Source organism: Sphingomonas sp. BK036 (genome assembly GCF_004216825.1).
Taxonomy (GTDB): domain Bacteria; phylum Pseudomonadota; class Alphaproteobacteria; order Sphingomonadales; family Sphingomonadaceae; genus Sphingomonas.
In genome coordinates, this window is record NZ_SGXR01000005.1 from 298,096 (window position 1) to 324,513 (window position 26,418).

At 66.3% G+C, this 26,418-nt stretch carries 24 protein-coding genes; 19 read left to right on the forward strand and 5 right to left on the reverse strand.

What is annotated here, in order from left to right:
• Positions 1 to 2 precede the first annotated feature (2 nt).
• The 3 genes from EV283_RS11635 (at position 3) to hflX (ending at position 3,323) form a co-directional block, all read left to right on the forward strand.
• Positions 3 to 1,379, forward strand: a complete 1,377-nt coding sequence (locus tag EV283_RS11635) for a sigma-54 dependent transcriptional regulator (RefSeq protein ID WP_056415042.1) — start codon at positions 3 to 5, stop codon at positions 1,377 to 1,379.
• A gap of 88 nt (positions 1,380 to 1,467) precedes the next feature.
• Positions 1,468 to 2,034, forward strand: a complete 567-nt coding sequence (gene hfq, locus EV283_RS11640; RefSeq protein WP_130325509.1) for an RNA chaperone Hfq — start codon at positions 1,468 to 1,470, stop codon at positions 2,032 to 2,034.
• A complete protein-coding gene (gene hflX / locus EV283_RS11645) occupies positions 2,031 to 3,323 on the forward strand; it encodes a GTPase HflX (protein WP_130325510.1) in 1,293 nt (430 codons plus the stop codon). Before hfq ends, hflX begins: the two co-directional genes overlap by 4 nt.
• On the opposite strand, the gene mazG is transcribed toward hflX, so the two are convergent.
• Complete coding sequence (mazG, locus tag EV283_RS11650) at positions 3,304 to 4,038, reverse strand: nucleoside triphosphate pyrophosphohydrolase (protein WP_130325511.1); 735 nt, start codon at positions 4,036 to 4,038, stop codon at positions 3,304 to 3,306. The genes hflX and mazG overlap by 20 nt on opposite strands.
• A 257-nt stretch (positions 4,039 to 4,295) precedes the next feature.
• Between mazG and EV283_RS11655 the strand changes: the two genes are divergently transcribed.
• Genes EV283_RS11655 through EV283_RS11665 form a run of 3 tightly spaced genes read left to right on the forward strand, consistent with a single transcriptional unit; the run spans position 4,296 to position 8,562 of the window.
• Positions 4,296 to 4,973 (forward strand): ABC transporter ATP-binding protein, encoded by a 678-nt coding sequence (locus EV283_RS11655; protein WP_130325512.1) that lies wholly within the window; start codon positions 4,296 to 4,298, stop codon positions 4,971 to 4,973.
• Positions 4,970 to 7,465 (forward strand): FtsX-like permease family protein, encoded by a 2,496-nt coding sequence (locus EV283_RS11660; protein ID WP_130325513.1) that lies wholly within the window; start codon positions 4,970 to 4,972, stop codon positions 7,463 to 7,465. Before EV283_RS11655 ends, EV283_RS11660 begins: the two co-directional genes overlap by 4 nt.
• Complete coding sequence (locus EV283_RS11665) at positions 7,465 to 8,562, forward strand: carotenoid 1,2-hydratase (RefSeq protein ID WP_130325515.1); 1,098 nt, start codon at positions 7,465 to 7,467, stop codon at positions 8,560 to 8,562. The genes EV283_RS11660 and EV283_RS11665 overlap by 1 nt, the downstream gene beginning before the upstream one ends.
• Here EV283_RS11665 and EV283_RS11670 read toward each other — a convergent pair.
• The gene (locus EV283_RS11670; RefSeq protein WP_242615933.1) at positions 8,538 to 9,743 is read right to left on the reverse strand and encodes an MFS transporter; all 1,206 of its coding nucleotides are present in this window, start codon (positions 9,741 to 9,743) and stop codon (positions 8,538 to 8,540) included. The genes EV283_RS11665 and EV283_RS11670 overlap by 25 nt on opposite strands.
• Before the next feature lie 82 nt (positions 9,744 to 9,825).
• On the opposite strand from EV283_RS11670, the gene EV283_RS11675 reads away from it, so the two are divergent.
• On the forward strand, positions 9,826 to 11,496 hold the full coding sequence (locus tag EV283_RS11675; RefSeq protein WP_130325517.1) for a formate--tetrahydrofolate ligase: 1,671 nt from the start codon (positions 9,826 to 9,828) through the stop codon (positions 11,494 to 11,496).
• A 131-nt stretch (positions 11,497 to 11,627) separates the two neighbouring features.
• Here EV283_RS11675 and EV283_RS11680 read toward each other — a convergent pair whose 3' ends face one another.
• The 3 genes from EV283_RS11680 to thiS all read right to left on the reverse strand — a co-directional run bounded on the left by EV283_RS11680 (position 11,628) and on the right by thiS (position 13,818).
• Complete coding sequence (locus tag EV283_RS11680; RefSeq protein WP_130325519.1) at positions 11,628 to 12,281, reverse strand: HAD-IA family hydrolase; 654 nt, start codon at positions 12,279 to 12,281, stop codon at positions 11,628 to 11,630.
• 238 nt (positions 12,282 to 12,519) lie between these two features.
• Entirely contained in the window at positions 12,520 to 12,702 is a 183-nt protein-coding gene (locus EV283_RS11685; protein ID WP_055875955.1) for a CsbD family protein, read from the reverse strand.
• Between the two features lie 123 nt (positions 12,703 to 12,825).
• Positions 12,826 to 13,818 (reverse strand): sulfur carrier protein ThiS, encoded by a 993-nt coding sequence (thiS, locus tag EV283_RS11690; RefSeq protein WP_130325521.1) that lies wholly within the window; start codon positions 13,816 to 13,818, stop codon positions 12,826 to 12,828.
• A 121-nt stretch (positions 13,819 to 13,939) separates the two neighbouring features.
• Between thiS and aroQ the strand changes: the two genes are divergently transcribed.
• From aroQ to EV283_RS11750, 12 genes are all read left to right on the forward strand, one after another.
• Positions 13,940 to 14,374, forward strand: coding sequence for a type II 3-dehydroquinate dehydratase (gene aroQ, locus EV283_RS11695; protein ID WP_130325523.1), 435 nt, complete (start codon positions 13,940 to 13,942; stop codon positions 14,372 to 14,374).
• A 14-nt stretch (positions 14,375 to 14,388) separates the two neighbouring features.
• On the forward strand, positions 14,389 to 14,877 hold the full coding sequence (gene accB, locus EV283_RS11700) for an acetyl-CoA carboxylase biotin carboxyl carrier protein (protein ID WP_130325525.1): 489 nt from the start codon (positions 14,389 to 14,391) through the stop codon (positions 14,875 to 14,877).
• On the forward strand, positions 14,877 to 16,229 hold the full coding sequence (gene accC, locus EV283_RS11705) for an acetyl-CoA carboxylase biotin carboxylase subunit (RefSeq protein ID WP_130325527.1): 1,353 nt from the start codon (positions 14,877 to 14,879) through the stop codon (positions 16,227 to 16,229). Before accB ends, accC begins: the two co-directional genes overlap by 1 nt.
• A gap of 139 nt (positions 16,230 to 16,368) precedes the next feature.
• A complete protein-coding gene (locus tag EV283_RS11710) occupies positions 16,369 to 16,704 on the forward strand; it encodes an arsenate reductase family protein (RefSeq protein WP_130325529.1) in 336 nt (111 codons plus the stop codon).
• 184 nt (positions 16,705 to 16,888) lie between these two features.
• Entirely contained in the window at positions 16,889 to 17,227 is a 339-nt protein-coding gene (locus EV283_RS11715; RefSeq protein ID WP_055875939.1) for a P-II family nitrogen regulator, read from the forward strand.
• Positions 17,228 to 17,370: 143 nt separating this feature from the next.
• Complete coding sequence (gene glnA, locus EV283_RS11720; RefSeq protein WP_056475362.1) at positions 17,371 to 18,783, forward strand: type I glutamate--ammonia ligase; 1,413 nt, start codon at positions 17,371 to 17,373, stop codon at positions 18,781 to 18,783.
• A gap of 298 nt (positions 18,784 to 19,081) precedes the next feature.
• The gene (locus EV283_RS11725; RefSeq protein WP_130325530.1) at positions 19,082 to 20,677 is read left to right on the forward strand and encodes an isocitrate lyase; all 1,596 of its coding nucleotides are present in this window, start codon (positions 19,082 to 19,084) and stop codon (positions 20,675 to 20,677) included.
• Between the two features lie 185 nt (positions 20,678 to 20,862).
• A complete protein-coding gene (locus EV283_RS11730) occupies positions 20,863 to 21,831 on the forward strand; it encodes a cytochrome c oxidase subunit II (protein WP_130326090.1) in 969 nt (322 codons plus the stop codon).
• Positions 21,828 to 24,374 carry a cytochrome c oxidase subunit I gene (gene ctaD / locus EV283_RS11735; protein WP_130325532.1) on the forward strand — a complete coding sequence of 849 codons (2,547 nt, stop codon included), beginning with the start codon at positions 21,828 to 21,830 and terminating at the stop codon, positions 24,372 to 24,374. Before EV283_RS11730 ends, ctaD begins: the two co-directional genes overlap by 4 nt.
• The gene (locus tag EV283_RS11740) at positions 24,371 to 24,772 is read left to right on the forward strand and encodes a hypothetical protein (RefSeq protein WP_056415095.1); all 402 of its coding nucleotides are present in this window, start codon (positions 24,371 to 24,373) and stop codon (positions 24,770 to 24,772) included. The genes ctaD and EV283_RS11740 overlap by 4 nt, the downstream gene beginning before the upstream one ends.
• Positions 24,769 to 25,389: a cytochrome c oxidase assembly protein gene (locus EV283_RS11745; protein WP_130325534.1), complete on the forward strand. Its 621-nt coding sequence runs from the start codon at positions 24,769 to 24,771 to the stop codon at positions 25,387 to 25,389. Before EV283_RS11740 ends, EV283_RS11745 begins: the two co-directional genes overlap by 4 nt.
• Entirely contained in the window at positions 25,386 to 26,414 is a 1,029-nt protein-coding gene (locus EV283_RS11750; RefSeq protein ID WP_130325536.1) for a c-type cytochrome, read from the forward strand. Before EV283_RS11745 ends, EV283_RS11750 begins: the two co-directional genes overlap by 4 nt.
• Positions 26,415 to 26,418: the final 4 nt, after the last annotated feature.

A 26,418-nucleotide genomic window follows, 5' to 3' on the forward strand; every position in this document is an offset into this window, starting at 1 on the left:
TGATGGCGCTCGATATTCTCGTCGTGGACGACGAACGTGACATTCGCGAACTGGTCGCCGGCGTCCTTGAGGACGAAGGCTATGCCACGCGCGACGCTGGCGACAGCGATTCCGCGCTTGAGGCGATCGCCGCCCGGCGTCCATCGCTCGTGCTGCTCGACGTCTGGCTGCAGGGCTCGCGGCTCGACGGGCTCGAACTGCTCGACGAGATCAAGCGACGCGATCCCTCGATCCCGGTGCTGGTCATCTCGGGCCACGGCAATCTCGACACCGCGGTCGCCGCGATCCGGCGCGGTGCGTCCGATTTCATCGAAAAGCCGTTCGAGGCCGAGCGACTGCTGCTGATGGTGGCGCGCGCGACCGAGACCGAACGGCTGCGGCGCGAGGTCGCGACCCTGCGGGCGACGGTCGGTCGCGAAACCGACCTGACCGGCAGCTCGGGCGCGATCAACGGCGTCCGCGCGACGCTCAAGCGCGTCGCGGCGACCGGCAGCCGCGTGCTCGTCATGGGCGGTGCCGGGGTCGGCAAGGAGGTCGCCGCGCGGCTGCTCCATGGCTGGAGCCTGAGGACCGACGCGCCGTTCATCGTGGTCAGCGCCGCGCGGATGACGCCAGAACGTGTCGATGAAGAGCTGTTCGGGGTCGAGGAGGCGGGCGATCTCGTCCGTCCCGGCCTGTTCGAGCAGGCGCATGGCGGCACGCTGTTCCTCGACGAGATCGCCGACATGCCGATCACGACGCAGGCGCGAATCCTGCGTGCGCTGACCGACCAGAGCTTTACGCGCGTCGGGGGCACGCGCGTCGTTAAGGTCGACGTGCGAGTCGTCTCGGCGACCGCGCGCGACCTGGTGTTCGAGATTTCCGAGGGGCGGTTCCGCGAGGATCTCTATTATCGGCTCAACGTCGTCCCTGTGACGATCCCGCCGCTCTCCGACCGCCGCGAGGATATCCCCGCGCTGGTCCAGCATTTCATCGCGCACTACGCGTCCGAACGCCGCGTGCCGACGCCGGAGATCGCGCCCGATGCGATGGTCGCGCTGCAATCCTATGACTGGCCCGGCAACGTCCGCCAGCTTCGCAACGTGGTGGAGCGGACGATCATTCTCGCGCCGGGCGACCGGATCGGCCGAATCGATATCGACCTGTTGCCCGCCGAGGTGCTCGGCGATCAGGGCGATATGGGCGCCGCGGGCGGCACCGCGATCATGGGCTCGCCGTTGCGCGAGGCGCGCGAGACGTTCGAACGCGAATATCTCCGCGTCCAGATCCGCCGTTTCTCGGGCAATATCTCGCGGACGGCGAGCTTCATCGGCATGGAGCGCTCGGCACTGCACCGTAAGCTGAAGCTGCTCGGGATCACCGAAACACGCGACGAATAACACGCCGCAATTTTGCCGCCCTCTGGAACTATGAGGGCGGCGATCATAGATCATACACTGCGCCCGGTAATCGGGTGCATCTCCGACGCTGGGAAACAGCGCCTCGCGGGCAAAGTCCCGCCAAAAACAAAGGGTTATCCCATTGGCCGATAAACCAGGCTCGCTCCAGGATCTCTTCCTGAACGCACTCCGGCGCTCGAAGACGCCGGTCACCATGTTCCTCGTCAAGGGCGTCAAGCTCCAGGGCATCGTCACATGGTTCGATAATTTTTCGGTTCTGCTCCGTCGCGACGGCCAGTCGCAGCTGATCTACAAGCATGCGATCTCGACGATCATGCCGGCGGGGCCGATGGATGTGTCGGCGATCGTCGATGCGGTCGGAGAGAACCAGAAGAAGCACCCGTTGTTGCAGGATATTTTTCTGAATGCGGTGCGGAAGTCCGAAGACAGCGTGACGATGTTCCTGATCAACGGAGTCATGCTCCAGGGTCAGATCGCCGGGTTCGACCTGTTCTGCATGCTCCTCCAGCGCGAAGGCATGGCGCAGCTCGTCTACAAGCACGCCGTCTCGACGATCCAGCCTGCGCGCCCGCTGAACCTCGCCGAGGAACCCACCGATACGGATGACGCGGATGACTTGGACGATGACGATTGAGTAGCGGTTTCGAACGCGATCGGGATGAGTTCACCCGTGGCACGCGCGCGATCGTCGTGCTGCCCGACCAGGGCGACGCGTCGCGGGACGTCGACGCGCGCCTGGAGGAGACCGCTGGGCTCGCCGCGGCGATCGGCGTCGACGTCGTCGAGCGGATCGCCTACCGCGTCCGCCAGCCAAAGCCGGCAACGCTGATCGGCAGCGGGCAGGTCGAACTGCTCGCGACGCAGGTGCGGATGGAAGAGGCGGGGCTCGTCGTGTTCGACGCGAGTCTCAGCCCGGTCCAGCAGCGCAATCTCGAAAAGGCGCTGGAGACCAAGGTGATCGACCGCACCGGGTTGATCCTCGAAATCTTCGGCGAGCGTGCGGCGACGGCCGAGGGCCGGTTGCAGGTCGAGCTCGCGCATCTCGATTACCAGGCCGGCCGGCTCGTCCGAAGCTGGACGCATCTCGAGCGCCAGCGCGGTGGCTTCGGCTTCCTTGGCGGCCCGGGCGAGACGCAGATCGAGGCGGATCGCCGTTTGATCCGCGATCGGATGGCGCGGCTCAAGCGCGAGCTGGAACAGGTCAGCCGGACGCGTGGTCTGCACCGGGAGCGTCGCCAACGTGCGCCGTGGCCGGTCATCGCGCTGGTCGGCTATACCAATGCCGGAAAGTCCACGCTGTTCAACCGGTTGACCGGCGCCGACGTCATGGCGGAAGATCTGCTGTTCGCGACGCTCGATCCGACGTTGCGACAGATTCAGCTCCCCGGCATCGACAAGGCGATCCTGTCCGACACCGTCGGGTTCGTCTCGGACCTGCCGACGCAGCTTGTGGCAGCATTCAAGGCGACGCTGGAGGAGGTCGTCTCGGCCGACTTGCTCGTCCATATCCGCGACATCGCGCATCCCGACAGCGAGGCGCAGCGCGCCGATGTCGAGACCGTGCTGGCCGAGATCGGCGTCGACGAGAATACGCCGCGCTTCGAGGTCTGGAACAAGCTCGATCTGCTCGATGCCGATACGCATGAGGGGATCGCGGCCGAGGCCGAACGGCGCGACGATGTCGTGGCGATTTCCGCGTTGAGCGGGGAAGGGGTCGACACGCTGATCCAGCAGGTCGCGGCCAAGCTGACCGGCGCGCATCGGCGGTACAGCATCACGCTGGATGCGACCGATGGGGCAGGCGCGGCATGGCTGCACGCGCATGGCGAGGTGCTCGGCACCGAAGATGACGCGCTGGCGACGACCTATGACGTGCGGCTATCCGAGAGCGACTATGACCGGTTCATCCGCCGCGACGCTTGACCGCCTGCCATAGGGCTTCCTTCTGATCGAGTGTCATGGCGGCGAAGGCGTCGCCGCCATCGGCCTCGATCGCCCGGAAGCGCGTTTCGAACTTGGCATTACCCGCGCGCAACGCGGCTTCGGGATCGACGCCGAGATGCCGCGCCCAGTTCGTCACCGCAAACAGCAGGTCGCCGATCTCTTCTGCCACGGTGTCTGAGCCCGCCTCGCGAACCTCTTCGATTTCTTCGACGATTTTGGCGAGTGGGCCGGTGGCATCGGGCCAGTCGAAGCCGACGCGCGCGGCGCGCTTCTGCAGCTTTTCCGCACGCGCCAAGGCGGGCAGGCCGATCGCAACCCCGGCCAGCGCGCTGGGATCGCACTTTTCGGCGCGCTCGCCGGCCTTGATCGTTTCCCAGCCGGGCGAGGTCGCGGCCTCGCCGAAGATATGCGGGTGGCGGCGTTCCATCTTATCGCTGATCGCGGCGACGACATCGGCCAGGGTGAAGGCGCCGGACTCTTCGGCGATACGGCTGTGAAAGACGACCTGGAGCAGGAGGTCGCCGAGTTCGTCCTTGAGATCGGCAGCATCGTCGCGCGCGATCGCATCGGCGACCTCATAGGCTTCCTCTATCGTGTACGGTGCGATCGTCGACCAGGTCTGGACGCGATCCCATTCGCAACCCGCAACCGGATCGCGCAACCGCGCCATGATGGAAGTCAGCCGTTCAATCATAGAAAGCCCTCGAAAAAACGACCCGGAGATTCATCCCGATATAAGATCGATAATATGTATTATGTAAAATACGGATCGTATTTTGTGAGCGGACCCTTACGAGGAACCGCTATCCTGTCAAACATACGGCGTGTCGAAAGCGCCGACCCTACGCGAATTGAGCGCGCATGCTCGGTACCGATCAGACTTCCTCGAAAGCAATCTGAGGCAATGCCGCGCGGCTGTCATGCCACGACCATGCGTGGCATGGTCCGGCGATGCACGACGATGCCCTACTCCGCGTTTCCGGCCTTGCTAAGTCGGTCCCCGGCGGTCGCGAACTGTTTCGCGGTCTCGACCTGATCGCAAGGCCCGGCCAGCTCATCGCGATCGTCGGTGAAAGCGGCGTCGGCAAATCGACGCTACTCAACATCCTTGCAGGGCTCGATCGACCCGATGCTGGCCAGGTTGCGGTCGAAGGCGTCAGTCTTGAAACGCTGGACGAAGCGGCGTTGACCCGGCTCCGTGCGACGCGTGTCGGGTTCGTCTTCCAAGCGTTCCATGTCCTTCCGTATCTCACCTTGCGCCAGAACATCGCGCTCCCGCTCGCGCTGGTCTCCGCGGACCGACGCTCGATCAGCGCGCGCGCCGACGCGATGCTGGAACGTGTCGGTTTGGGCACGCGTGGTGGCGGCTACGCACGCGACCTGTCCGGCGGCGAGCTGCAACGCGTCGCCATCGCGCGGGCGCTCGTCCACCGCCCGGCGATCATCCTTGCCGATGAGCCGACCGGCAATCTCGATCCGGAGACTGCGGCCAAGATTCTTGCTTTGTTCTCAACTGCGGTCCGGGAGAACGGGGTCGCTGCAATCATCGTCACGCATTCCGAAGCCGCCGCGGCGATCGCGGACATCGTCCTGACGCTGACGGCTACCGGCCTGGAACGCCGTTCATGAGCCTCGTTTCGGCGCGACTTGCGCTGGGGTGGCTGATCGGCGGAGAGTGGCGCGTGCACCCTGCCCGCCTCGCCTTGACCGCGGTGGCAATCGCGATCGGCGTAGCACTCGGGTTCGCGGTCCATCTGGTCAACGGTTCGGCGCTGTCGTCATTCGAGGGGGCGCTGCGGAGCGTCAACGGGCGTGCGGACGTGCAGGTCAACGCCACCACCCCGTTCGGTTTCGACGAGGCGCTGTATGCCCGGGTTGCGACCGCGACAGGCGTCGCCGACGCGAGCCCGGTAGTCGTCCTGCGCGCGTCCGCGGGCTCGGCGCGCTTCACGCTGCTGGGTCTCGACGTCATCCGCGCGGCGCAGGTGACGCCGTCGCTGATCGGCATCGCCCCCGCCGGCGTCGACCGCCGCACCGATGCCGCATTCGACGGACAAGCGCTGTTCCTGTCGTCGGCGGCCTTGCGCGTCCTTCGCGTTCGACCCGGCGACGCGCTGACCGTGACGGCAAACGGCAAGGCCACGCGGCTCCGCGTTGCGGGCGCGCTGCCCGGTGTTGCGGAGGGCCAGGCGATCGGCGTCGTCGATATCGCCACGGCGCAGTGGCGGTTCGACAGGCTGGGCCGGCTCGACCGGATCGACGTCAAGCAGGCCGACGGCGCCTCGACCGCAGCACTGACCGCGATCCTGCCGCGCGATGCGACGATCGGAACGAGCGCCAGCGATGCCACGCGCAGCGACGCGCTGTCCCGCGCGTATCGCGTCAATCTCGACATGCTTGCACTGGTCGCGCTGTTGACCGGCGGCTTCCTGGTGTTCTCCGCGCAGTCCTTGTCGGTGGCCCGCAGGCTCCGCGCGTTCGCGCTGATCCGCACGCTTGGCCTGCCGCGCAACGGCATCATCGCCACTGTCGCGCTCGAAGGCCTTGCGATCGGCCTGATCGGGTCGAGCCTGGGCCTGCTGCTCGGCTATGCGGTGGCCTATGCCGCGCTCACCAGGTTCGGGGGCGATCTCGGTGCTGGCTATTTCGCCGATGGCAGCGTCCGGCTGGCGTTCGCGCCCGCCGCGGCGGTCGGCTTCTTCCTGCTCGGCGTGTTTGCAGCGGTTGCCGGCAGCGTCCTGCCCGCACGAATCGCCGCGCGCGTCGCCCCCGCCGCGGCGCTCCGCAACGCCGGCGACATGATCGATCCCCGCACGCCCGTTCCGTGGACCCCCGCAGCGGCGCTGATCGCGGTCGGCGGTGCCGCGGCGCTGCTTCCCGCGATCGGCGGACTTCCCCTATTCGGGTTTGCGAGCATGGCGTTGATCCTGGCGGGCGGGATCGCCGGGATGCCGTGGCTCGCGCGGACCGTACTGGCGCCCCTCGCCCGCCGCTCAGGCCGCAGCGTCGCCAGCGATCTTGCGATCCACCACCTCCATGGCGCGCCCGGGCAGGCCGCCACCGCCTTGTGCGGGATCGTCGCGAGCACCGCGCTGATGATCGCGATGGCGGTGATGGTGACGAGCTTCCGCGGCGCCGTGGACGAATGGCTCGGCCAGATCCTGTCGGACGACCTGTATCTGCGCGTCGAGGGCAGCACGGGCTTCGATCCCGCCGCGCAGGCGGTGCTGCGCGCGACTCCCGGCGTGGGGGGCATCGCGTTCAGCCGGCAGGTTCCGCTGACGCTCGCTGCGGATCGCCCACCGGTGACGCTGATCGCGCGCCCGGTCGATGCGCGGTTCGTCCTGCTCGACAAGGCCAATCGCCTGCCCGCCGGGACCATCCCGATCTGGCTCTCCGAACCCGCCGCGCGGCTCTATGACTGGAAGGTCGGCGCGTCCGTCACGCTGCCGCTAGCGGGGCGCTATGCCGTTGCCGGGATCTGGCGCGACTATGCCCGGCAGCAGGGTGCGATCGTGATGCGCGAGACCGATTATGGCAAGGCGACCGGCGACCGCACGCGTACCGAGGCCGCGATCACGCTGCTACCCGGCGCGGACCCGGTGCGAGTCGAGCGCGCGTTGACGGCGCGTACGCCCCGCGCGCTTGCCCGCTTCGTTTCGATCGCGCGACCAGCCACGCTGCGCCGCTACGCGCTCGAGCTGTTCGATCGCAGCTTTGCCGTGACCTATCTGCTGGAAGGCGTCGCGGTCCTGGTCGGGCTCGCAGGCGTCGCCGCGACGATGTCCGCGCAGACGATCGCCCGGACGCGCGAGTTCGGGATGCTGCGGCACATCGGCGTCTCGAAACGCCAGATCGTCGCGATGCTGGCGAGCGAAGGCGCGCTGCTCGGTCTGGTCGGCGGCATTGCCGGGATCGCGCTTGGCGGGATCATGGCGCAGGTGCTGGTCCATGTCATCAACCCGCAATCGTTCAATTGGACGATGGCGACGCGCGTTCCGTGGGGAATCGTGGCCAGCGTCGCGGGGGCGCTGGTGATCGCCGCCGCCGGCACCGCGACGCTGGCCGGGCGCCGTGCGATCGCCGCCGATGCGGTCCGCATGGTCAGGGAGGATTGGTGATGCCCTACCCGTTCACGCGCCGTTTCAAGCGCCTGTCCACGGGCCTGCTCGCGGCCGCCGCGGTGACGCTGACGGCCGCGATGCCCGCAGCAACCGACTATCCGACCGTTCGCCCCGGCGCGCGGTTCGTCTTCCCGCGCGAGCATGGCGCGCACCCGGCGTTCCGCACCGAATGGTGGTACGTCACCGGCCGCCTGGAGACTCGCGAGAAGCGCGACCTAGGCTTCCAGATCACGTTCTTCCGGACCACGCCCAAGACGGATGCCGCCAACCCGAGCAAGTTCGCGCCCAAGCAGATCCTGTTCGCGCATGCCGCGCTGTCCGATCCTAGCGTGGGCCGGCTTCTCCACGGCGAGCGCGCCGCGCGGGCGGGCTTCGGGCTCGCCGAGGCGCGGATCGGCGACACCGACGTCACGCTACGAGACTGGCGGATCCGCCGGCTCGCCGACGGACGCTTCGTCGCCAGAGTTTCTACCTCTGAGTTCGCGCTGGCGTTGACCTTGACCCCGCGCCAGCCGCCGCTGCTCGAGGGCAAGGACGGCTATAGCCAGAAGGGCCCCCTGCCCGAACAGGCGAGCTATTATTACTCGGTGCCGCATCTGGCGGTTTCGGGCAGCCTGACCCGCAAGGGCACGGCGCAGCCGGTCACCGGCCAGGCGTGGCTGGATCGCGAATGGTCGTCGGATTATCTCGGCGGTGGTGCGGTCGGCTGGGACTGGACCGGGCTCAACCTCGACGATGGTGGCGCGCTGATGGCGTTCCGGATCCGCGGTCCGGGCGGCCGGCAGATCTGGGCGGGGGGATCGTACCGGCGCGCCGATGGCCGGGTCGTCCGGTTCGCGCCCGGCGACGTGCGCTTCGCGGCGCTGAAGCGCTGGCGCTCGCCACGCACCGGCGCCGTGTACCCGGTCGCGCAACGCCTCAGCATTCGCCTGCCCAAGGGGGTTCGCCGGCTGGACCTCAACCCGCTGTTCGCGGACCAGGAGCTCGACGCGCGGCGCAGCGGGATGCCGGTCTATTGGGAGGGTGCGGTCCGCACGCCCGGTGGCAGCGGGTATCTCGAGCTGACGGGTTACGCGGATCCGCTGAGGATGTGATCGCCGCGCGGCTCGGTCAGGAACAGCGCGAACGCCGCCACCGCTAGCCCGGCTCCCACCGCCATCGTCGCGGTCCAACCGCCATGGTACAGGCTGAACGAGGCCAGCATCGATCCCGCCGCGCCGCCCAGGAACACGACGGTCATGTAGATCGCGTTGATTCGCCCGCGTGCGTCGGCGGCGATCGAGTAGATCACGCGCTGGCCGAGCACCTGGTTCAGCTGTGTCGCCGCGTCGAGCAGGATCGCTGCGACCGCGAGCACGATCAGCATATGCGCGGCACCCGCCCAGCCCGCGACGACACAGGCCAGGATCGCGCTGCCCAGGGCAATGCCGGTCCCGATTCGAATATAGCCGCGATCGCCGAGCCGTCCGGCAATCGGTGCCGTCAGCGCACCGCCCGCCCCTGCCAGGGCGAACAGCGCGATGCCGGCTTGTCCCAGACCGAACCGGGTCGCCAGCACCAGCGGGACCGCGGTCCAGAACAGGTTGAAGATCGCGAACATCGTCGTCTGGTACGCGGTTCGCCGCCGGATCTCAGGCGTCCGCGCGAGCAGCCGGAAGCTGGACGCGAGGATCTGCGCATAGCCCAGACCGGGGCTCGGCCGCCGTTCGGGCAGCATCTTCGCCAGCAACAGCGCGAGCGCGACCATGGCCACCGCCGACACCGCGAAGATCGCACGCCAGCCGGCGATCGACGCCAGCCCGCTCGCCAGCGGCCGCGCGAGCATGATCCCCGTGATCAGCCCCGCCATGATGTTGCCAATCACCTGGCCGCGCTTCGCATCGGGGGCGAGATGCGCGGCGAGCGGCACCATAATCTGCGCGCCGACCGAACAGAATCCGGTGACGAACGAGAAGACGAGGAAGCTCAGCGCACCTGTCGAGAACACCACGCCGATCAGCCCGATCGTCGTGCCGGCGACCATCGTCAGGATCAGCCGGCGATTCTCGACCAGATCGGCGAGCGACACGATCAGCAACAGGCCGGCCCCGTAACCGAGCTGCGTCAGCGTGACGATCAGCCCCGCGGTGCTGCCGTGAAGCCCCAGCGCCGGGGCGATCTCGCCGATCAGCGCCTGCGCATAATAGAGGTTGGCGACCATCATGCCGCATGCGACCGCAAAGATGGTCGTGAGCGCGGGTGTCATGGCGGGCAGCGGGCGATGGGTGTCGGTCATTGACCTGCCGCTTAGGGTGATGTGACGATGCTTGCCAGCTTAGCGTCTGGAATCCCGAGCACAGCCTCGCTAGGCAGGCGGCATGGACACCGATATCGCCATCGCCCGCAGCGTCGCCCTGCGCCCCATCGCCACTGTCGCGGACGACCTCGGCATCCCCGATGCGGCGATCGAGCCGTACGGCCGCTACAAGGCGAAGATCGCACTCGACTGGCTCCAGACGCGCCAGGGCGGCGCGAAGGGGCGGTTGATCCTCGTCACCGCGATCAACCCGACGCCTGCGGGCGAAGGCAAGACGACCACCTCGATCGGCCTCGCAGATGCGCTGCGCCATACCGGCCGCAAGGCGGTGCTGGCACTGCGCGAGCCCTCGCTCGGGCCCTGCTTTGGGACGAAGGGCGGCGCGACGGGTGGCGGTCGCGCGCAGGTCGCGCCGATGGAGGACATCAACCTTCACTTCACGGGCGATTTTCACGCGATCACGGCGGCGCATAATCTGCTCGCGGCGATGATCGACAACCATATCCACTGGGGCAACGCGCTCCAGATCGACGTGCGGCGCGTGGTGTGGCGGCGCGTGCTCGACATGAACGACCGGGCGTTGCGCGATATCGTCCAGTCGATCGGCGGCGTCGCCAACGGATTCCCTCGCGAATCCGGATTCGACATCACCGTCGCATCCGAAGTGATGGCGATCCTGTGCCTGGCGAACGATCTGGCCGACATGGAGCGCAGGCTGGGCGACATCGTCGTCGCCTATACGCGCGACCGCCAGCCGGTGACCGCGCGCGACCTGAAGGCGGACGGCGCGATGGCGGTGCTGCTGGCGGAAGCGATCAAGCCCAACCTCGTCCAGTCGCTCGAGGGCACGCCCGCCTTCCTGCACGGTGGTCCATTCGCGAACATCGCGCATGGTTGCAACTCGGTGATCGCGACGCGCGCGGCGCTGTCGCTCGGCGAGTACGTCGTGACCGAGGCCGGGTTCGGCGCCGATCTGGGCGCGGAGAAGTTCTTCGACATCAAATGCCGGCAGGCGGGCCTCGCGCCCGACGCAGTCGTGATCGTCGCTACCGCGCGCGCGCTGAAAATGAACGGCGGCGTCGCCAAGGCCGATCTCGCGCATGAAAATGTCGAGGCGGTGCGCAAAGGGGCAGTCAACCTCGTGCGTCATATCGAGAATATCCGCCAGTTCGGCGTTCCCGCGATCGTCGCGATCAACCATTTCTACACCGACAGCGATGCGGAGATCGCCGCGATCGTCGAGGCCGCCGCACAGCACGGCTCGCGCGCGATCCTGTGCCGGCATTGGGCCGAAGGCGGCGCGGGCGCGGTCGAGCTGGCCGACGCGGTCGCCGAGATCTGTGAGACGCATGGCGGCGGGTTCGCGCCGATCTATGGCGACGAGCTGTCGCTGTTCGACAAGATCGATACGGTCGCGCGGCGAATCTATCGCGCGGAGCATGCAGTCGCCGATCCGAGCGTGCTCGCGCAACTCAAGCGGTGGGAGGAGGCGGGCTATGGCCACCTGCCCGTGTGCCTTGCCAAGACGCAGTACAGCTTCTCGACCGACCCGGCGCTGCTCGGCGCGCCGACCGGCCACATCGTGCCGGTCCGCGAAGTGCGGCTTGCTGCAGGGGCGGGATTCGTGGTCGCGATCTGCGGCGAGATCATGACCATGCCGGGCCTGCCGCGTGTACCGGCGGCCGAGGCGATTCATCTGAACGACGCGGGGCTGATCGAAGGGCTGTTTTAAGACCCTGGACGCCTCTTGCTCCGTCATCCTGACGAAAGTCAGGATCCAGAGCCACGAGCGGCGCAGACTGTCACTCTGGATCCTGACTTTCGTCAGGATGACGGACGGTTGGAGGCCGCGTGGCGGATAGGTCAGTCGCGTGTGACGACGAGGCCATCCTCGCCGGTCGCTATCGACAGCCCGACATAATCGACCACGGTCGGATGCGCCGTCACTACCCCGTGCGAGTGCGTGGCGGTAATGACCAGAACGTCCGCCCCCGCGGCTTCCCCCGCGGCAATCCCCGCTGCGGCGTCTTCGAACACCAGGCAATCCCCGGCCGCGACACCGAGCCGCTCGGCGGCAACCAGGAAGCAGTCCGGCGCAGGCTTCCCGTTCGGAATGTCGTCGGCGGCGATCATCGTCGCGGGGACCGGCAGACCTGCGGCCTTCAACCTGACTTCGGCAAGCGCGCGCGGCGCCGAGGTCACGATCGTCCAGCGCTCGGGCGGCAGGCTGGCGAGGAACGCCGCGGCGCCTGCGATCGGCGCGATGTCGCCCACATCCTCCATCTCGGCCGCGGTGATCGCCGCGGCCTCCGCGACCGGATCGACACCGGGAAGGCCAAGCCGCCTTACCGTCTCAACCGATTGCACCCCGTGGATCGTCGGCACGAACGTCGCGGCGTCGAGGCCGTGCGCGATCGCCCATTTGGTCCAGGTGCGCTCGGCCGACGCGATCGAGGTGAGAATCGTCCCGTCCATGTCGAACAGGAACCCGGCGTAGGTACGGGTGGGGAAGGTCATAGGGTGCTCGTGAGGGAGGTTAGCGGGTTGGGCAAGCCATACCATCCGTTCGTCATTCCCGCGGAGGCAGGAACCCATACTGGCTAACAGTTCGGGTCTATCGGGAGGGCATGGATTATGGATCCCCGCCTGCGCGGGGATGACAGTGTTAGTTGATACCCAGCGCCCCGACTGATGCACAAAGAAAAGGCCGCCCCGGTAACCCGAAGCGGCCAATATTCCTAAATCAGCCCAAAGTTTAGATGTCGTCGCCGAGTGCGCCCTTGACGCTGCCCTTGACGTTCTGCGCAGTGCCCTTGGCCTGCTGCGCTTCACCTTCGGCTACCAGGCGGTCATTATCGGTTGCCTTGCCGACGGCTTCCTTGACGTTGCCTGCGACCTTGTTGCCTGCTGCTGCGACCTTGTCGGTGAATTCGCCCATCAGAGCCTCCATCTGTTTCGCGTCACGCCAGTCGTGCCGCTCTGAACTTGTGAAGGTATAACGGCCGTCTTTATCACGGGTTCCGTGACGATTGCGTCATGACCCGGTTTGCCAGGGGCGCGATCAGATCAGCCCGGCCAGCGGGCTCGACGGATCCGCATAGCGCCGCTGCCCCATTCGACCAGCCCGATAGGCAAGCCGCCCCGATTCGACCGCGGCCTTCATTGCCGCCGCCATCATCAGCGGATCCCTCGCCTCGGCGATCGCGGTGTTCATCAGCACGCCGTCGCAGCCGAGCTCCATCGCGACCGCCGCATCCGACGCGGTGCCGACGCCCGCATCGACCAGCACGGGCACCCCTGCCCCCTCGACGATCAGCCGGATCGTAACGCGGTTCTGGATGCCCAGCCCCGAGCCGATCGGCGCGCCGAGCGGCATGATCGCGACTGCTCCCGCATTCTCCAGCCGCTTGGTGGCGATCGGATCGTCGACGCAATAGACCATCGGCTTGAAGCCCTCGTTCGCCAGGATCTCGGTTGCGCGCAGCGTCTCGACCATGTCGGGATAGAGCGTCTTCGCCTCGCCGAGCACTTCGAGCTTCACCAGCTCCCAGCCGCCCGCCTCGCGCGCCAGGCGCAGCGTGCGAATCGCCGATTCGGCGTCGAAGCACCCCGCCGTGTTGGGCAGATACGTGATCTTCTTGGGATCAATGAAGTCGGTCAGCATCGGCGCGTTGCGATCCGACACATTGACGCGGCGCACGGCGACGGTGACGATCTCCGCGCCCGATGCCTCGACGGCGGCGGCGTTCTGCGCGAAATCCTTGTACTTGCCGGTCCCGACGATCAGCCGCGACGTGAACGTCTGCCCCGCGACGGTCCAGCTGTCCACATGGTCCCCACCGCCCACGAAATGCACGATCTCGAGGTCGTCGCCGTCCTCGACCATGACGTCAGCCAGCGTCGAGCGCGGTACCACTTCCATGTTGCGCTCGACTGCGATCTTCTCGGGAACGAGGCCGAGTTCGGTTGCGAGTCCAGCCAGCGAGAGCCCGGCGGTGACGCGCTTGTGCTCGCCGTTGACGGTGATCGAAACAGTGCCATCGGAATGGGGCATAGATATGTGATCCACTATACAGCGAAGGCGCCGCTCGACTTGTCGCGAGACGGGCCTGTAAGGAATGGCGTGACGCGCATATAGAGACCGCTCTACAGCGCCCGCAACCGAAAGGCCGACCTTGCCCGATACGATATTCGTCCTGAACGGCCCCAACCTCAACCTGCTGGGGACGCGCGAGCCGGAAATCTATGGCGACGAGACGCTCGACGATATCGCCGGGATGCTCGAGGACCGCGCCCGCGAACTCGACCTGACGATCGACATGCGGCAGTCGAATCACGAGGGGCACCTCGTCGATTGGATCCACGAGGCGCAGGCACGCGGTGCGAAGGCGGTGATTCTCAACGCCGGCGCGTTCACGCACACCTCGGTCGCGGTCCATGACGCGATCAAAGGCGTGAAGACGCCGGTGATCGAAGTGCATCTTTCCAATCCCCACACCCGCGAATCGTTCAGGCATGTGAGCCTGGTCGGGCAGGCGTCGAAGGGCACGATCGCGGGTTTCGGCGCGCTTTCGTATCTGCTTGCGCTTGAAGCCGTCGCACGGTTCTGACAGGAGGCCCCGCCATGAACGATACAACCGAAAACAGCGGCGCAATGCAGGTCGACGTGACCCTGGTGCGCCAGCTCGCCGAACTGCTCGACACCACGCAGCTGACCGAGATCGAAGTCGAGGACGGCTCGCGCCGGATCCGCGTCGCGCGTAAGGCCGCGCAGGCCGCGCCCGTCGCGCATTACGCACCCGCCCCCGCGGCGGCTCCCGTCTCCGCCCCGCTGGCGATCCCGCAGGCCGAGGTCGGCGCGTCGGCCCCCGCGACCAGCGCGAACGCGGTCAAGTCGCCAATGGTCGGCACCGTCTATCTCGCCGCCAACCCTGAGGCCAAGCCGTTCTCGACGGTCGGCCAGAAGGTCAATGCGGGCGACACGCTGCTGATCATCGAAGCGATGAAGGTGATGAACACGATCGTCGCGCCCTCGGCCGGCACGGTCACCGCGATCCTCGTCGAGAACGGCCAGCCGGTCGAGTTCGATCAGCCGCTGGTCGTGGTGGAATAATGCCGCAAATCAAGAAGCTGCTCATTGCGAACCGCGGCGAGATCGCGCTGCGGATCCACCGTGCCTGCCATGAGATGGGCATCAAGACGGTAGCGGTCCATTCGACCGCGGACGCCGATGCGATGCACGTCCGGCTCGCGGACGAGGCGATCTGCATCGGACCGCCGTCGGCCACCGACAGCTATCTGAACATCCCCAACATCATCTCCGCGGCCGAGATCTCGGGCGCGGACGCGATCCATCCCGGCTACGGCTTCCTCAGCGAGAACGCGCAGTTCGCCGAGATCGTCGAGCTGCATAACATCCTGTTCGTCGGCCCCAAGCCGGAACATATCCGGACCATGGGCGACAAGGTCGAGGCCAAGCGCACAGCGGGCGCGCTCGGTCTGCCGCTTGTCCCTGGCTCCGACGGTGCGATCAGCGACATTGCGGAAGCCAAGGCGATCGCCGAATCGATCGGCTACCCGGTGATCATCAAGGCCGCGTCCGGCGGTGGTGGTCGCGGCATGAAGGTCGTCAATGACGCCGAAGACCTCGAAACGCAGATGCAGCAGGCCGGCAGCGAGGCGAAGGCCGCGTTCGGCGATGCCACCGTCTACATGGAAAAATACCTCGGCAATCCGCGGCATATCGAATTCCAGATCTTCGGCGACGGCAACGGCAACGCGATCCATCTCGGCGAGCGCGACTGCTCGTTGCAGCGCCGTCACCAGAAGGTGCTCGAGGAAGCGCCCTCACCGATCATCACCGCCGAAGAGCGCGAGCGGATGGGCGGGATCGTCGCCAAGGCAATGGCCGACATGGGCTATCGCGGCGCGGGGACGATCGAGTTCCTGTGGGAAGCGGGCGAATTCTACTTCATCGAGATGAACACCCGGCTCCAGGTCGAGCATCCGGTGACCGAGATGATCACCGGCCTCGACCTCGTCCGCGAGCAGATCCGCGTCGCCGAGGGGCATCCGCTGACGCTGCGCCAGGAAGACGTGCAGTTCCGCGGCCACGCGATCGAATGCCGCATCAACGCCGAGGACCCGCGTACCTTCGCGCCGTCGCCGGGGCTGGTGAAGGTGTATCACGCACCCGGCGGGATGCATGTCCGGGTCGATAGCGGGCTGTATGCCGGCTACCGCGTGCCGCCTTATTATGATTCGATGATCGCCAAGCTGATCGTCTACGGCACGACCCGCCAGGGCGCGCTGCGGCGGTTGCGACGTGCGCTCGAGGAGATGGTCATCGAAGGCGTCACGACGACGATTCCCCTGCACCGCGCGCTGCTCGACGATCCCGAGTTCCAGGAAGGCGCGTACACGATCAAGTGGCTGGAAGAGTGGCTCGCCAAGCAGGGGGCGTAACAGCCTAGCGGCTTGCCCCCACCCCACCCGTCATCCCAGCGAACGCTGGGATATCCCGCTTGGTTTGCGATGCGGCGCGAACGGGGAGATCCCAGCTTTCGCTGGGATGACGGGCGAAAACGATGACGACGGAGCATTCGTGAAGGCGACGATCTACCACAACCCACGATGCTCCAAGTCCCGCGAGGCGTTAACGCTGTTGCAGGATGCCGGCGCGGTCGTCACGATCGTCGAATATCTGAAGACTCCCCCGTCGCGCGCGGAACTCATCCGCCTCTACGACCGCGCGGGCATGACGCCGCGTCAGGGACTGCGCATGGCGGAAGACGGCGCCAAGGCGGTCAAGCACGGCGATGCCGAGGTAATCCTCGACGCGATGATGATCGATCCGCTGCTGATCGAGCGCCCGCTGGTCGAGACCGACAAAGGCGTGCGCCTCGGCCGCCCGATCGCGCGGCTGCACGAAATCCTGTGATCGATACCCCTGCCCTCGCATTGCGCACGTACCCAGCGATTGCCGCAATTTCGGGCAGTGAAATCAACGATATTCCGTGGTTGCCCGAGGGCGCCGCGGCTGGCACGTTTGGTGCAAGGCGCCCGGAAGGGCGAACGGCTCCCCCGCAAGGGCGAGGCTTTCAACGACAACCGGGGGCGTACCTGTGAAAAAGATCGAAGCCATCATCAAGCCGTTCAAGCTCGATGAGGTGAAGGAAGCTCTGCACGAGATCGGCGTTAGCGGCATCACCGTGACCGAGGCCAAGGGTTTCGGCCGCCAGAAGGGCCACACCGAGCTGTATCGCGGCGCGGAATATGTCGTCGACTTCCTGCCGAAGGTGAAGCTCGAGGTGGTCGTCGAGGACGGTCTGGCGCAGCGCGTCGTCGAGGCGATCGCCGCGGCCGCGCAGACCGGCCGGATCGGCGACGGCAAGATCTTCGTCATCCCGGTCGAGAGCGCACTCCGCATCCGCACCGGCGAGCGCGACGACGACGCAATCTAGTCCAGATTCACGCATACGGCGTTGACGACGACTGACGACTTCGTCATTTGACGCAGCGCAACATTGTGTGGAAATCGCGTTCCATACCGCAATTAGATTCCTCGCATCACGCGGTGGAAGTCTCAAAACGAAGGGCAAGCATCATGGCGAATTCGGCCTCCGACGTTCTCAATATGATCAAGGACCAGGAGATCGAGTGGGTCGATCTGCGGTTCACCGATCCCAAGGGCAAGTGGCAGCACCTCACGATGGTCGCCAGCCTGATCGGCGAAGACGAGCTGACCGACGGCCTGATGTTCGACGGCTCGTCGATCGAGGGCTGGAAGGCGATCAACGAGAGCGACATGACGCTCAAGCCCGATCTCGACGCGGTCTATGTCGATCCGTTCTCGGCGACGCCGATGATGATCCTGATCTGCGACATCGCCGATCCGTCGACCGGCGAGTTGTACGCGCGCGATCCGCGCTCGACTGCCAAGCGCGCCGAAGCGTATCTGCTGACCACCGGCGTTGGCGACACCGTGTATGTCGGCCCCGAAGCCGAATTCTTCATGTTCGACGACGTCCGTTTCGAGAACAGCTATTCGACCAGCTACTACAAGATCGACGACATCGAGCTGCCGGGCAATTCGGGTCGCGAATATGAAGGCGGCAATCTCGGCCACCGTCCGCGCGCCAAGGGCGGCTATTTCCCGGTCGCCCCGGTCGACAGCGCGGTCGACATCCGCGGCGAGATGGTCTCGACGATGATCGAGATGGGCCTGCCGTGCGACAAGCATCACCACGAAGTCGCGGCCGCACAGCATGAGCTGGGCCTGACCTTCGGCACGCTGACGCAGACCGCGGATCGCATGCAGATCTACAAGTACGTCGTCCACCAGGTCGCGCACGCATACGGCAAGACGGCGACGTTCATGCCCAAGCCGATCAAGGAAGATAACGGCTCGGGGATGCATACGCATTTCTCGATCTGGGAAGGCAAGACCCCGCTGTTCGCCGGCAACGGCTATGCGGGCCTGTCGGACATGTGCCTGTATTTCATCGGCGGCATCATCAAGCACGCCAAGGCGGTCAACGCGTTCACCAACCCGACGACGAACAGCTACAAGCGCCTCGTCCCCGGCTACGAAGCGCCGGTGCTGCTCGCCTATTCGGCGCGCAACCGCTCGGCGTCGTGCCGCATTCCGTACGGCACCGGCCCCAAGGCGAAGCGCGTCGAAGTGCGTTTCCCCGATGCGCTGGCCAACCCGTATCTCGCTTACGCCGCGCTGATGATGGCAGGCATGGACGGCATCCTGAACAAGATCCATCCGGGCGAGGCGATGGACAAGAACCTGTACGACCTGCCGCCGGCAGAGCTCGCGCAGGTCCCGACCGTCGCGGGTTCGCTCCGCGAGGCGCTCGACTGCCTGCTCGCCGATCACGACTTCCTGCTGAAGGGCGACGTGTTCTCGAAGGACCAGATCGAGAGCTATGTCGAGATCAAGCGCGCCGAAGTCGCACGCTGGGAAATGACGCCTAGCCCGGTCGAGTATGACATGTACTACAGCGGCTGAGCTGCCGTGCCGGCAGTGGTGCGCGAAAGCGCACAGCCGCTGTCGGCCAGCGTCGCAAGTAGCGACGACCGACGGCGTGGCTTCGCCACGACGCTGACTGACAAGAGGGCGCCCGGAGCAATCCGGGCGCCCTTATTAATTGGCCCGCCTCAACTACCGCGCTCTGTAATCTTCTTTACACTACGACAGCGGTAAGACCGTTCGGGTGACATCAACACCCTGTGGCTGCGTGGATTCCTCACCGCCGCCCATGTCAACAACCCTACACGACGATCAACGCAGCAGCGAAGGATCGCCCATGACCTACCAGACGCATATCACCCGGATGACGACGCTCATCGCCGACCAGAACGGCACCTGGGACGCGATCTCGCCCGAATCGGTTGCGCGGATGCGGCTCCAGAACCGCTTCGCCACCGGCCTCGACATCGCGCGCTACACCGCCGCGATCATGCGCAAGGACATGGCCGCCTATGATGCGGATCCGGCGAACTACACCCAGTCGCTCGGCTGCTGGCACGGGTTCATCGCGCAGCAGAAGATGATCAGCATCAAGAAGCATTTCGGCACCACCGACCGCCGCTACCTCTACCTGTCGGGCTGGATGGTCGCCGCGATGCGCAGCGAGTTCGGTCCCCTGCCCGACCAGTCGATGCACGAAAAGACCAGCGTCCCGGCACTGATCGAGGAGCTCTATACCTTCCTGCGCCAGGCCGATGCGCGTGAGCTCGGCATGATGTTCCGCGACGTCGACACCGCGCGCGCCGCAGGGAATGCGATCGAGGAGCAGCGCCTGCTCAACGCGATCGAGAACCACCAGACTCACGTCGTGCCGATCATCGCCGACATCGACGCGGGCTTCGGCAACGCAGAGGCCACCTACCTGCTCGCGCGGAAGATGATCGAGGCGGGAGCCTGCGCGCTGCAGATCGAGAACCAGGTGAGCGACGAGAAGCAGTGCGGCCATCAGGACGGCAAGGTCACCGTCCCGCATGAGGACTTCCTCGCGAAGGTCCGCGCATGCCGCTACGCGTTCCTCGAGCTGGGCGTCGAGGACGGGATCATCGTCACGCGCACCGACTCGCTCGGCGCAGGGCTCACCAAGCAGATCGCGGTCAGCAAGACGGCGGGCGACCTGGGCGACCAGTATAATTCGTATCTCGACTGCGAGGAGATTGACCCCGCCACCGCGCAGAATGGCGACGTGATCCTCAACCGCGACGGTAAGCTGCTGCGTCCGAAGCGGCTGCCCTCCAACCTGTTCCAGTTCCGCGCGGGCACGGGCGAGGATCGCTGCGTGATGGATTGCATCGCGAGCCTACAGAACGGCGCCGACCTGCTCTGGATCGAAACCGAGAAGCCGCACATCGAGCAGATCGCCGGCATGGTCGACCGCATCCGCGCGGTGATCCCGAACGCCAAGCTCGTATACAACAACTCGCCGAGCTTCAACTGGACGCTGAACTTCCGCCAGCAAGTCTTTGACGCGTGGCGTGAATCGGGGCGCGACGTCTCGGCCTATGACCGCGCACGCCTGATGAGCGTCGACTATGACGGCACGCCCCTGGGTGACGAGGCGGACGAGCGCATCCGCACCTTCCAGGCGGATTCGGCCAAGCGTGCCGGCATCTTCCATCACCTGATCACGCTGCCGACCTATCACACTGCGGCGCTCTCGACCGACAATCTCGCCAAGGAGTATTTCGGCGACGCCGGGATGCTCGGCTATGTGAAGGGCGTCCAGCGCAAGGAAATCCGCGAGGGCATCGCCTGCGTGAAGCACCAGAACATGTCGGGCTCCGACTTGGGCGACGATCACAAGGAGTATTTCGCGGGCGAGGCCGCACTGAAAGCCGGTGGCGTGCACAATACGATGAACCAGTTCGCCGCCTGATCCACGGGCCGGAGCGCGGGCTCCGGCCCTGACCTCGCAGCGGTCCACTGGTCGTCGACCGAATGTGCCGCTGCCAGGATATACGACAGCGTTTCGTACCGAACATGAACGAAATGTCATTTTCGGGGTTCCGCCACCCAAGTCGGCCGTTTAGGAGACCAGCTTCAAAGGGTGGCAAGGTAATGATGCGGAAGGTGAAATTTCTTCCCGTGGCGATGTGCCTGCCGATATTGGCCGCGTGCAACCGCCACCAATCGACGCTCGCCCCGTTCGGTGAGGAGGCGGACAAGGTGCGCTCGATCGCGATCGTGCTGGTCGTTGGATCGGTCATCCTCGCCGCCGGTCTCGCGCTGCTCATGCGCCACGCGATGCGCGCGCCCGAGGGTAGGCTCACGCACAAGGGCGGGATGAAGCTGGTGCTGTGGCTCGGCGGGATCGGCCCGTCGATCCTGCTGCTCGGCTTGCTGCTCTATGCACTGCCGGCCATGCGGCCGATCCCCGTCGCGAATGCCGATCTGCGGATCGGGGTCGAGGGCGAACAATTCTGGTGGCGAATCCGCTACGCACCGCCCGGCGGATCACTCGTTGAGTCTGCGAACGAACTGCGGCTGCCGGTCGGCCGCACCGTCGAGCTGTCGCTACGCGGCGCCGACGTCATCCACAGCTTCTGGGTGCCGGGCCTTGCCGGCAAGATGGACATGATCCCCGGCCGCACCAACCGCCTCGTCGTCCGCGCGACCAAGGCGGGGACGTATCGCGGCGTATGTGCCGAGTTTTGCGGCCTGGGCCACGCGCTGATGGCGTTCGACGTCGTCGCGATGGAGCCCGCCGCCTTCGAGCGCTGGCTTGCCGCACAGGCGGGTCCCGCTACGCCGACCGCATCCCCCGGCGCGCGACTGTTCGCCAGCTATGGGTGTAGCGGCTGTCACAGCGTCCGCGGCGTCGGCCCGGTCGCGAAAATCGGCCCCGACCTGACGCATTTCGGGTCACGTGCAACGCTCGCGGCCGGCATCCTGCCAATGACCCACGCCAACATCGCCGGCTTTGTCCGCGATCCCGGCAAGACGAAGCCCGGCGTGCGCATGCCCGCCTTCCCGCAAATGTCGGCTGCCGAAGCCGACCAGATCGCCAGCTATCTCCAGGGGCTCAAATGACCACCGAGAGCACCCCTTATGTCGCGCCGGACCAGAACGATCCCGCGGTCCGCAAGGCCCAGGAAGACCGCCTGCGCGAAGTGTGGAAGCCCCCCTCGGGCTGGTTCTTCCGCTGGACCGACGTCAACAACAACCGGATCGGCGTGTGGTACACGCTGACCGCGTTCGGCTTCATGCTGTTCGCGGGCGTGCTCGCGCTGATCATGCGAACGCAGCTGGCGGTGCCTAACAACGATCTCGTGACCGCGAACACGTTCAACCAGCTGTTCACGCTGCACGGCTCGATGATGATGTTCCTGTTCGCGGTGCCAATGTTCGAAGCGGTCTCGATCATCCTGCTGCCGCAGTTGCTCGGCGCGCGCGACCTGCCGTTCCCGCGACTGTCGGGCTTTGGCTATTGGAGCTTCCTGATCGGCGGCGTGTTCGTTTCCGGATCGATCTTCTTCGACGCGGCGCCCGATGGCGGCTGGTTCATGTATCCGCCGCTGACGACGCGGACCGATCTGAGCGGGCTCGGCGCAGATATCTGGATGCTGGGCCTCAGCTTCATCGAGGTGTCGTCGGTCGCGGCCGCGGTCGAGCTGATCGTCGGCGTGCTGAAATGCCGTCCGCCGGGGATGCGGCTCAACCTCATGCCGCTCTACGCCTGGTACATCCTCGTCGTCGCGGTGATGATCCTGTTCGCGTTTCCGCCGCTGATCGCGGGCGACGTGCTGTTCGAGATGGAGCGGCTGCTCAACTGGCCGTTCTTCAACGCGGAAAATGGCGGCGACCCGCTGCTGTGGCAGCACCTGTTCTGGATCTTCGGCCACCCCGAAGTCTATATCGTCTTCCTGCCGTCGATCGCGCTGTTCGCGATGCTGATCCCGACCTTCGCGCAGCGCCATCTGCTCGGCTATCCATGGATCGTGCTGGCCGCGGTCGGCACCGCGTTCCTGAGCTTCGGGCTGTGGGTCCACCACATGTTCACGACCGGTCTGCCCAAGATCAGCCTGGCCTTCTTCGCAGCCGCCTCCGAAGCGGTGGCGATCCCGACCGGTGTGCAGATCTTCGTCTTCATCGCGACTTTGTGGGCGGGCAACGTCAAGAAATCGACGCCGTTGCTCTATGCGAGCGGCAGCCTCGCGGTATTCGTGATCGGTGGCCTCACCGGCGTGATGGTCGCTGTCGCGCCGTTCGACTGGCAGGCGCACGACACCTATTTCATCGTCGCGCATCTCCATTACGTGCTGATCGGCGGCACGTTGCTGCCGCTGTTCGCCGGGCTGTATTATTACTGGCCGCTGGTCACCGGCAAGAAGTTGAGCGACAGGCTCGGGCGGATCGCGTTCTGGATCATGTTCGTCGGCATGAACCTGACCTTCTTCCCAATGCATCTGTCCGGGCTGCTCGGCATGCCGCGCCGGGTGTTCACCTACCCCGAAGAGCTTGGCATCGGCGGGCTCAATCTCGCGTCTACCGCGGGGTCGTACCTGTTCGCGCTCGGCGTGCTTATCGTGTGCATCGACCTCGCACTGTCCCCGCGTCGTGCCAAGGCACCGCGCAATCCGTGGAATGCGGGGACGCTCGAATGGCTGGCGCTGCCTGACGACGAGGATTGGGGCATCCGCTCGGTCCCGCTGATCGAGAGCCGCTATCCGATCTGGGACCAGAAAAACTTCGTCCAGAAGGTCGACGAGGGCCGCTTCTTCCTGCCCGACGCGGAAGAGATGCGGCGCGAGTCGATCATCACCACCGTGCTCGACGCACGACCATTGCAGGTCATCCGCCTCGGCACGCCCAGCGTGAAGCCGATGATGACTGCGGTCGCGCTGGCGGGCGTGTTCATCCTGACGACCTACCATCTCTATCTACTGTCCGCGCTCAGCGGCGTGGCGACACTCGCCTGCGTGCTGTGGTGGCTGTGGACCGGGACCGCCGAGATCCCCGAAAAGCCGACCAAGCATATCGGCCACGGGATCGAGGTGCCGCTCTACACCTCGGGGCCCTCGGCGCCGGGCTGGTGGGCGATGTTCATCACGATGATGGCGGACGCGACTGCGTTTTCGGGGCTCGTCTTCGGCTATTTCTTCTTCTGGACGATCCACACCAATTTCCCGCCGACGGGCGCCGGGCTGGATGGACCGGGCGCGTTCTGGCCGATGGTCGCGCTGGCTCTGACACTGTTCGGCTGGGCAGCCACGGTCGGCGCGCGCGAAGTGCATCGCCGCGGCAACGTCGCTGCGGGTCGCACGCTGCTGGTCGTCGGGATCGTAGCGACGCTGTCGAGCCTGTTCGCCGGGCTAGCCGGGCCGTGGTATTCGGGGATGGATCCGGAGCTGCACGTCTATCCGGCGATCGTCTGGACGCTGGCGATCTGGACCGCGGTGCACGCAGCGATCGGCGTGATCATGCAGGCCTATACGCTTGCGCGCAGCCTCGCGGGCAAGATGACGCCGGTCTATGATGCCGACCTGCGCAACATCACCGTGTACCACCATTTCCTCGCACTGACGGGTATCGTGACGTTCTGCACGATCGGCCTGTTCCCGGGGTTCGCATGACTACGCCCAAGGACAACCGCAAGCACTGGGCGCGCGACCTCAAGGTCACGTTGTGGACGCTGATCCTCCCGCCGACGATCTGGGCGGTGCATTTCATGTTCTGCTATCTGTGGGTCGCGGTCACCTGTGCGAAATCGCCGACGCCGGGGACGGCGCTGAACGGGTTTCCGCTGGCCACGCTGATCGCGACGATCGTCGCGCTGCTGGGGATCGTCGCGGCGGGCTATATCGCGCGCGTCCAGTCGCAGACGCCGGGCGACCCTGCGCCGCATGATGAGGGCACCGCGATCGATCGTCTACGCTTCCTCGCGCTGTCGACCCGGCTGCTCGCAGGCCTGAGCTTCGTCGCGGTGATCTTCACCGCGCTGCCGGTCATCGTCTTCGGCGATTGCCGATGAGACGCGTGAGCTTGGTGCTCGGCGCGGTGCTGGTCCCGCTCGGCTGGGCGTTTGCCGCCGCGCCGCTCGGTATGGTCGGGCACATGGCGGGTCACATGATCGCGGTGGCGGTCGCCGCGCCGTTCCTCGCTTACGGCATCGCGGGCAGCCGCTTCGATCCGGCCGAGCGATGGCCGGCGGTGGTGACACCGCTGGCGATGTCGCTGGTCGAACTCGTCGTGGTGTGGCTGTGGCACCTGCCCGCGTTGCGGCTGCGCGTCGACATGCAGCCGCTGGCGTTGCTGATCGAGCAGGCGAGTTTCCTCGGCGCCGGTCTGCTGCTGTGGAGCGCGGTGCTAGGGACGCGAGCCGGCGGGGCGACCGACCGGCGCGCGTCGGGCGTCGCGGCGATGCTGCTGACCTCGATGCATATGACTCTGCTCGGCGCGCTGATCGGCCTGGCGCCGCGGCCGCTCTATGCCATGATGGCGATGCACCCGGCGTCGCACGGTCTCGATCCGCTCGAGGACCAGCAGCTTGGCGGCGTCGTCATGCTGATGATCGGCGCGGCGAGCTATTTTCTCGGCGGGCTCGCGATGCTCGGCGGTGTTTTGAAGACACGGAGTGCTGCGGCATGACGATCCGGATTACCTGGGCGCGCACGGCCGCCGCCATCGTCGCGCTGATCGTGGCGGGGCTGCTATTCTCCTGGTCGGGGGTTTTCAACGTCGCCGCCTCGTCGGGGCATTGGAAGATCACCGACTGGTTCCTCCACTGGACCATGCGCAACTCGGTGCGCACGCATGCCGCCTTGACCGTGCCTGACGATCCCAAGGCGCGCGACGGGGTCATCAGCGCGGCTGGCCTGTTCAAGGCGAGCTGTGCCGCCTGCCACGGCGCCCCCGGCGTGCGCCCGCTGCCGGTGATGCAGGCGGCGACGCCCCCTGCCCCCGATCTTTCGATCAACGCGCGCGAATGGACCGACAAGCAGCTCTTCTGGATCCTCAAGCATGGCGTGAAATTCAGCGGCATGCCCGGCTGGGCGGCGAAGGACCGCGACGACGAGGTCCGCCACATGGTCGCGTTCGTCCGGCTGCTGCCCGAAATGTCGCCAGCGACCTACCGCGCGCTGACCGACGTACCAGGGCCGACCGACGCAAGGATCGCGACGTGCGCGGGCTGTCACGGCGCCGACGGCCGGGGCCGCGGCCAGCCCGACATCCCCGTCCTCGGCGGCCAGAGCCCCGCCTATCTCCGAGCCGCGCTCGAGGCCTATGCGACTGGCAAGCGTCAGAGCGCGGTAATGTCGAACGCCGCCGCGACGCTGAGCCCAGCCGAGATGACGCGTCTAGCGGATCGTTTCGCGGCAATGCCCGGCATCGGCGTGACCAAGCCCGCGGGCAGCGTCGAGGCCGCACGGATCGATCGCGAAGGCCTGCCCGAGGTCCAGCTGCCCGCCTGCGCAAGCTGCCACGCGGCCGGCAAGCCCTATCCCGTGCTCGCCGGCCAGCGCGCGAGCTACATCGCGCAACGCCTGCGGAACTGGCGCGGCGACGATACGGTAGTCGATGCACGCAAGTCGCAGTCGACGATGCCCGTCATCGCTCGGCGGATCCCCGAGGACATGATCGACCCGCTCGCTCGCTATCTCGCAGGGCGCTGAGCGC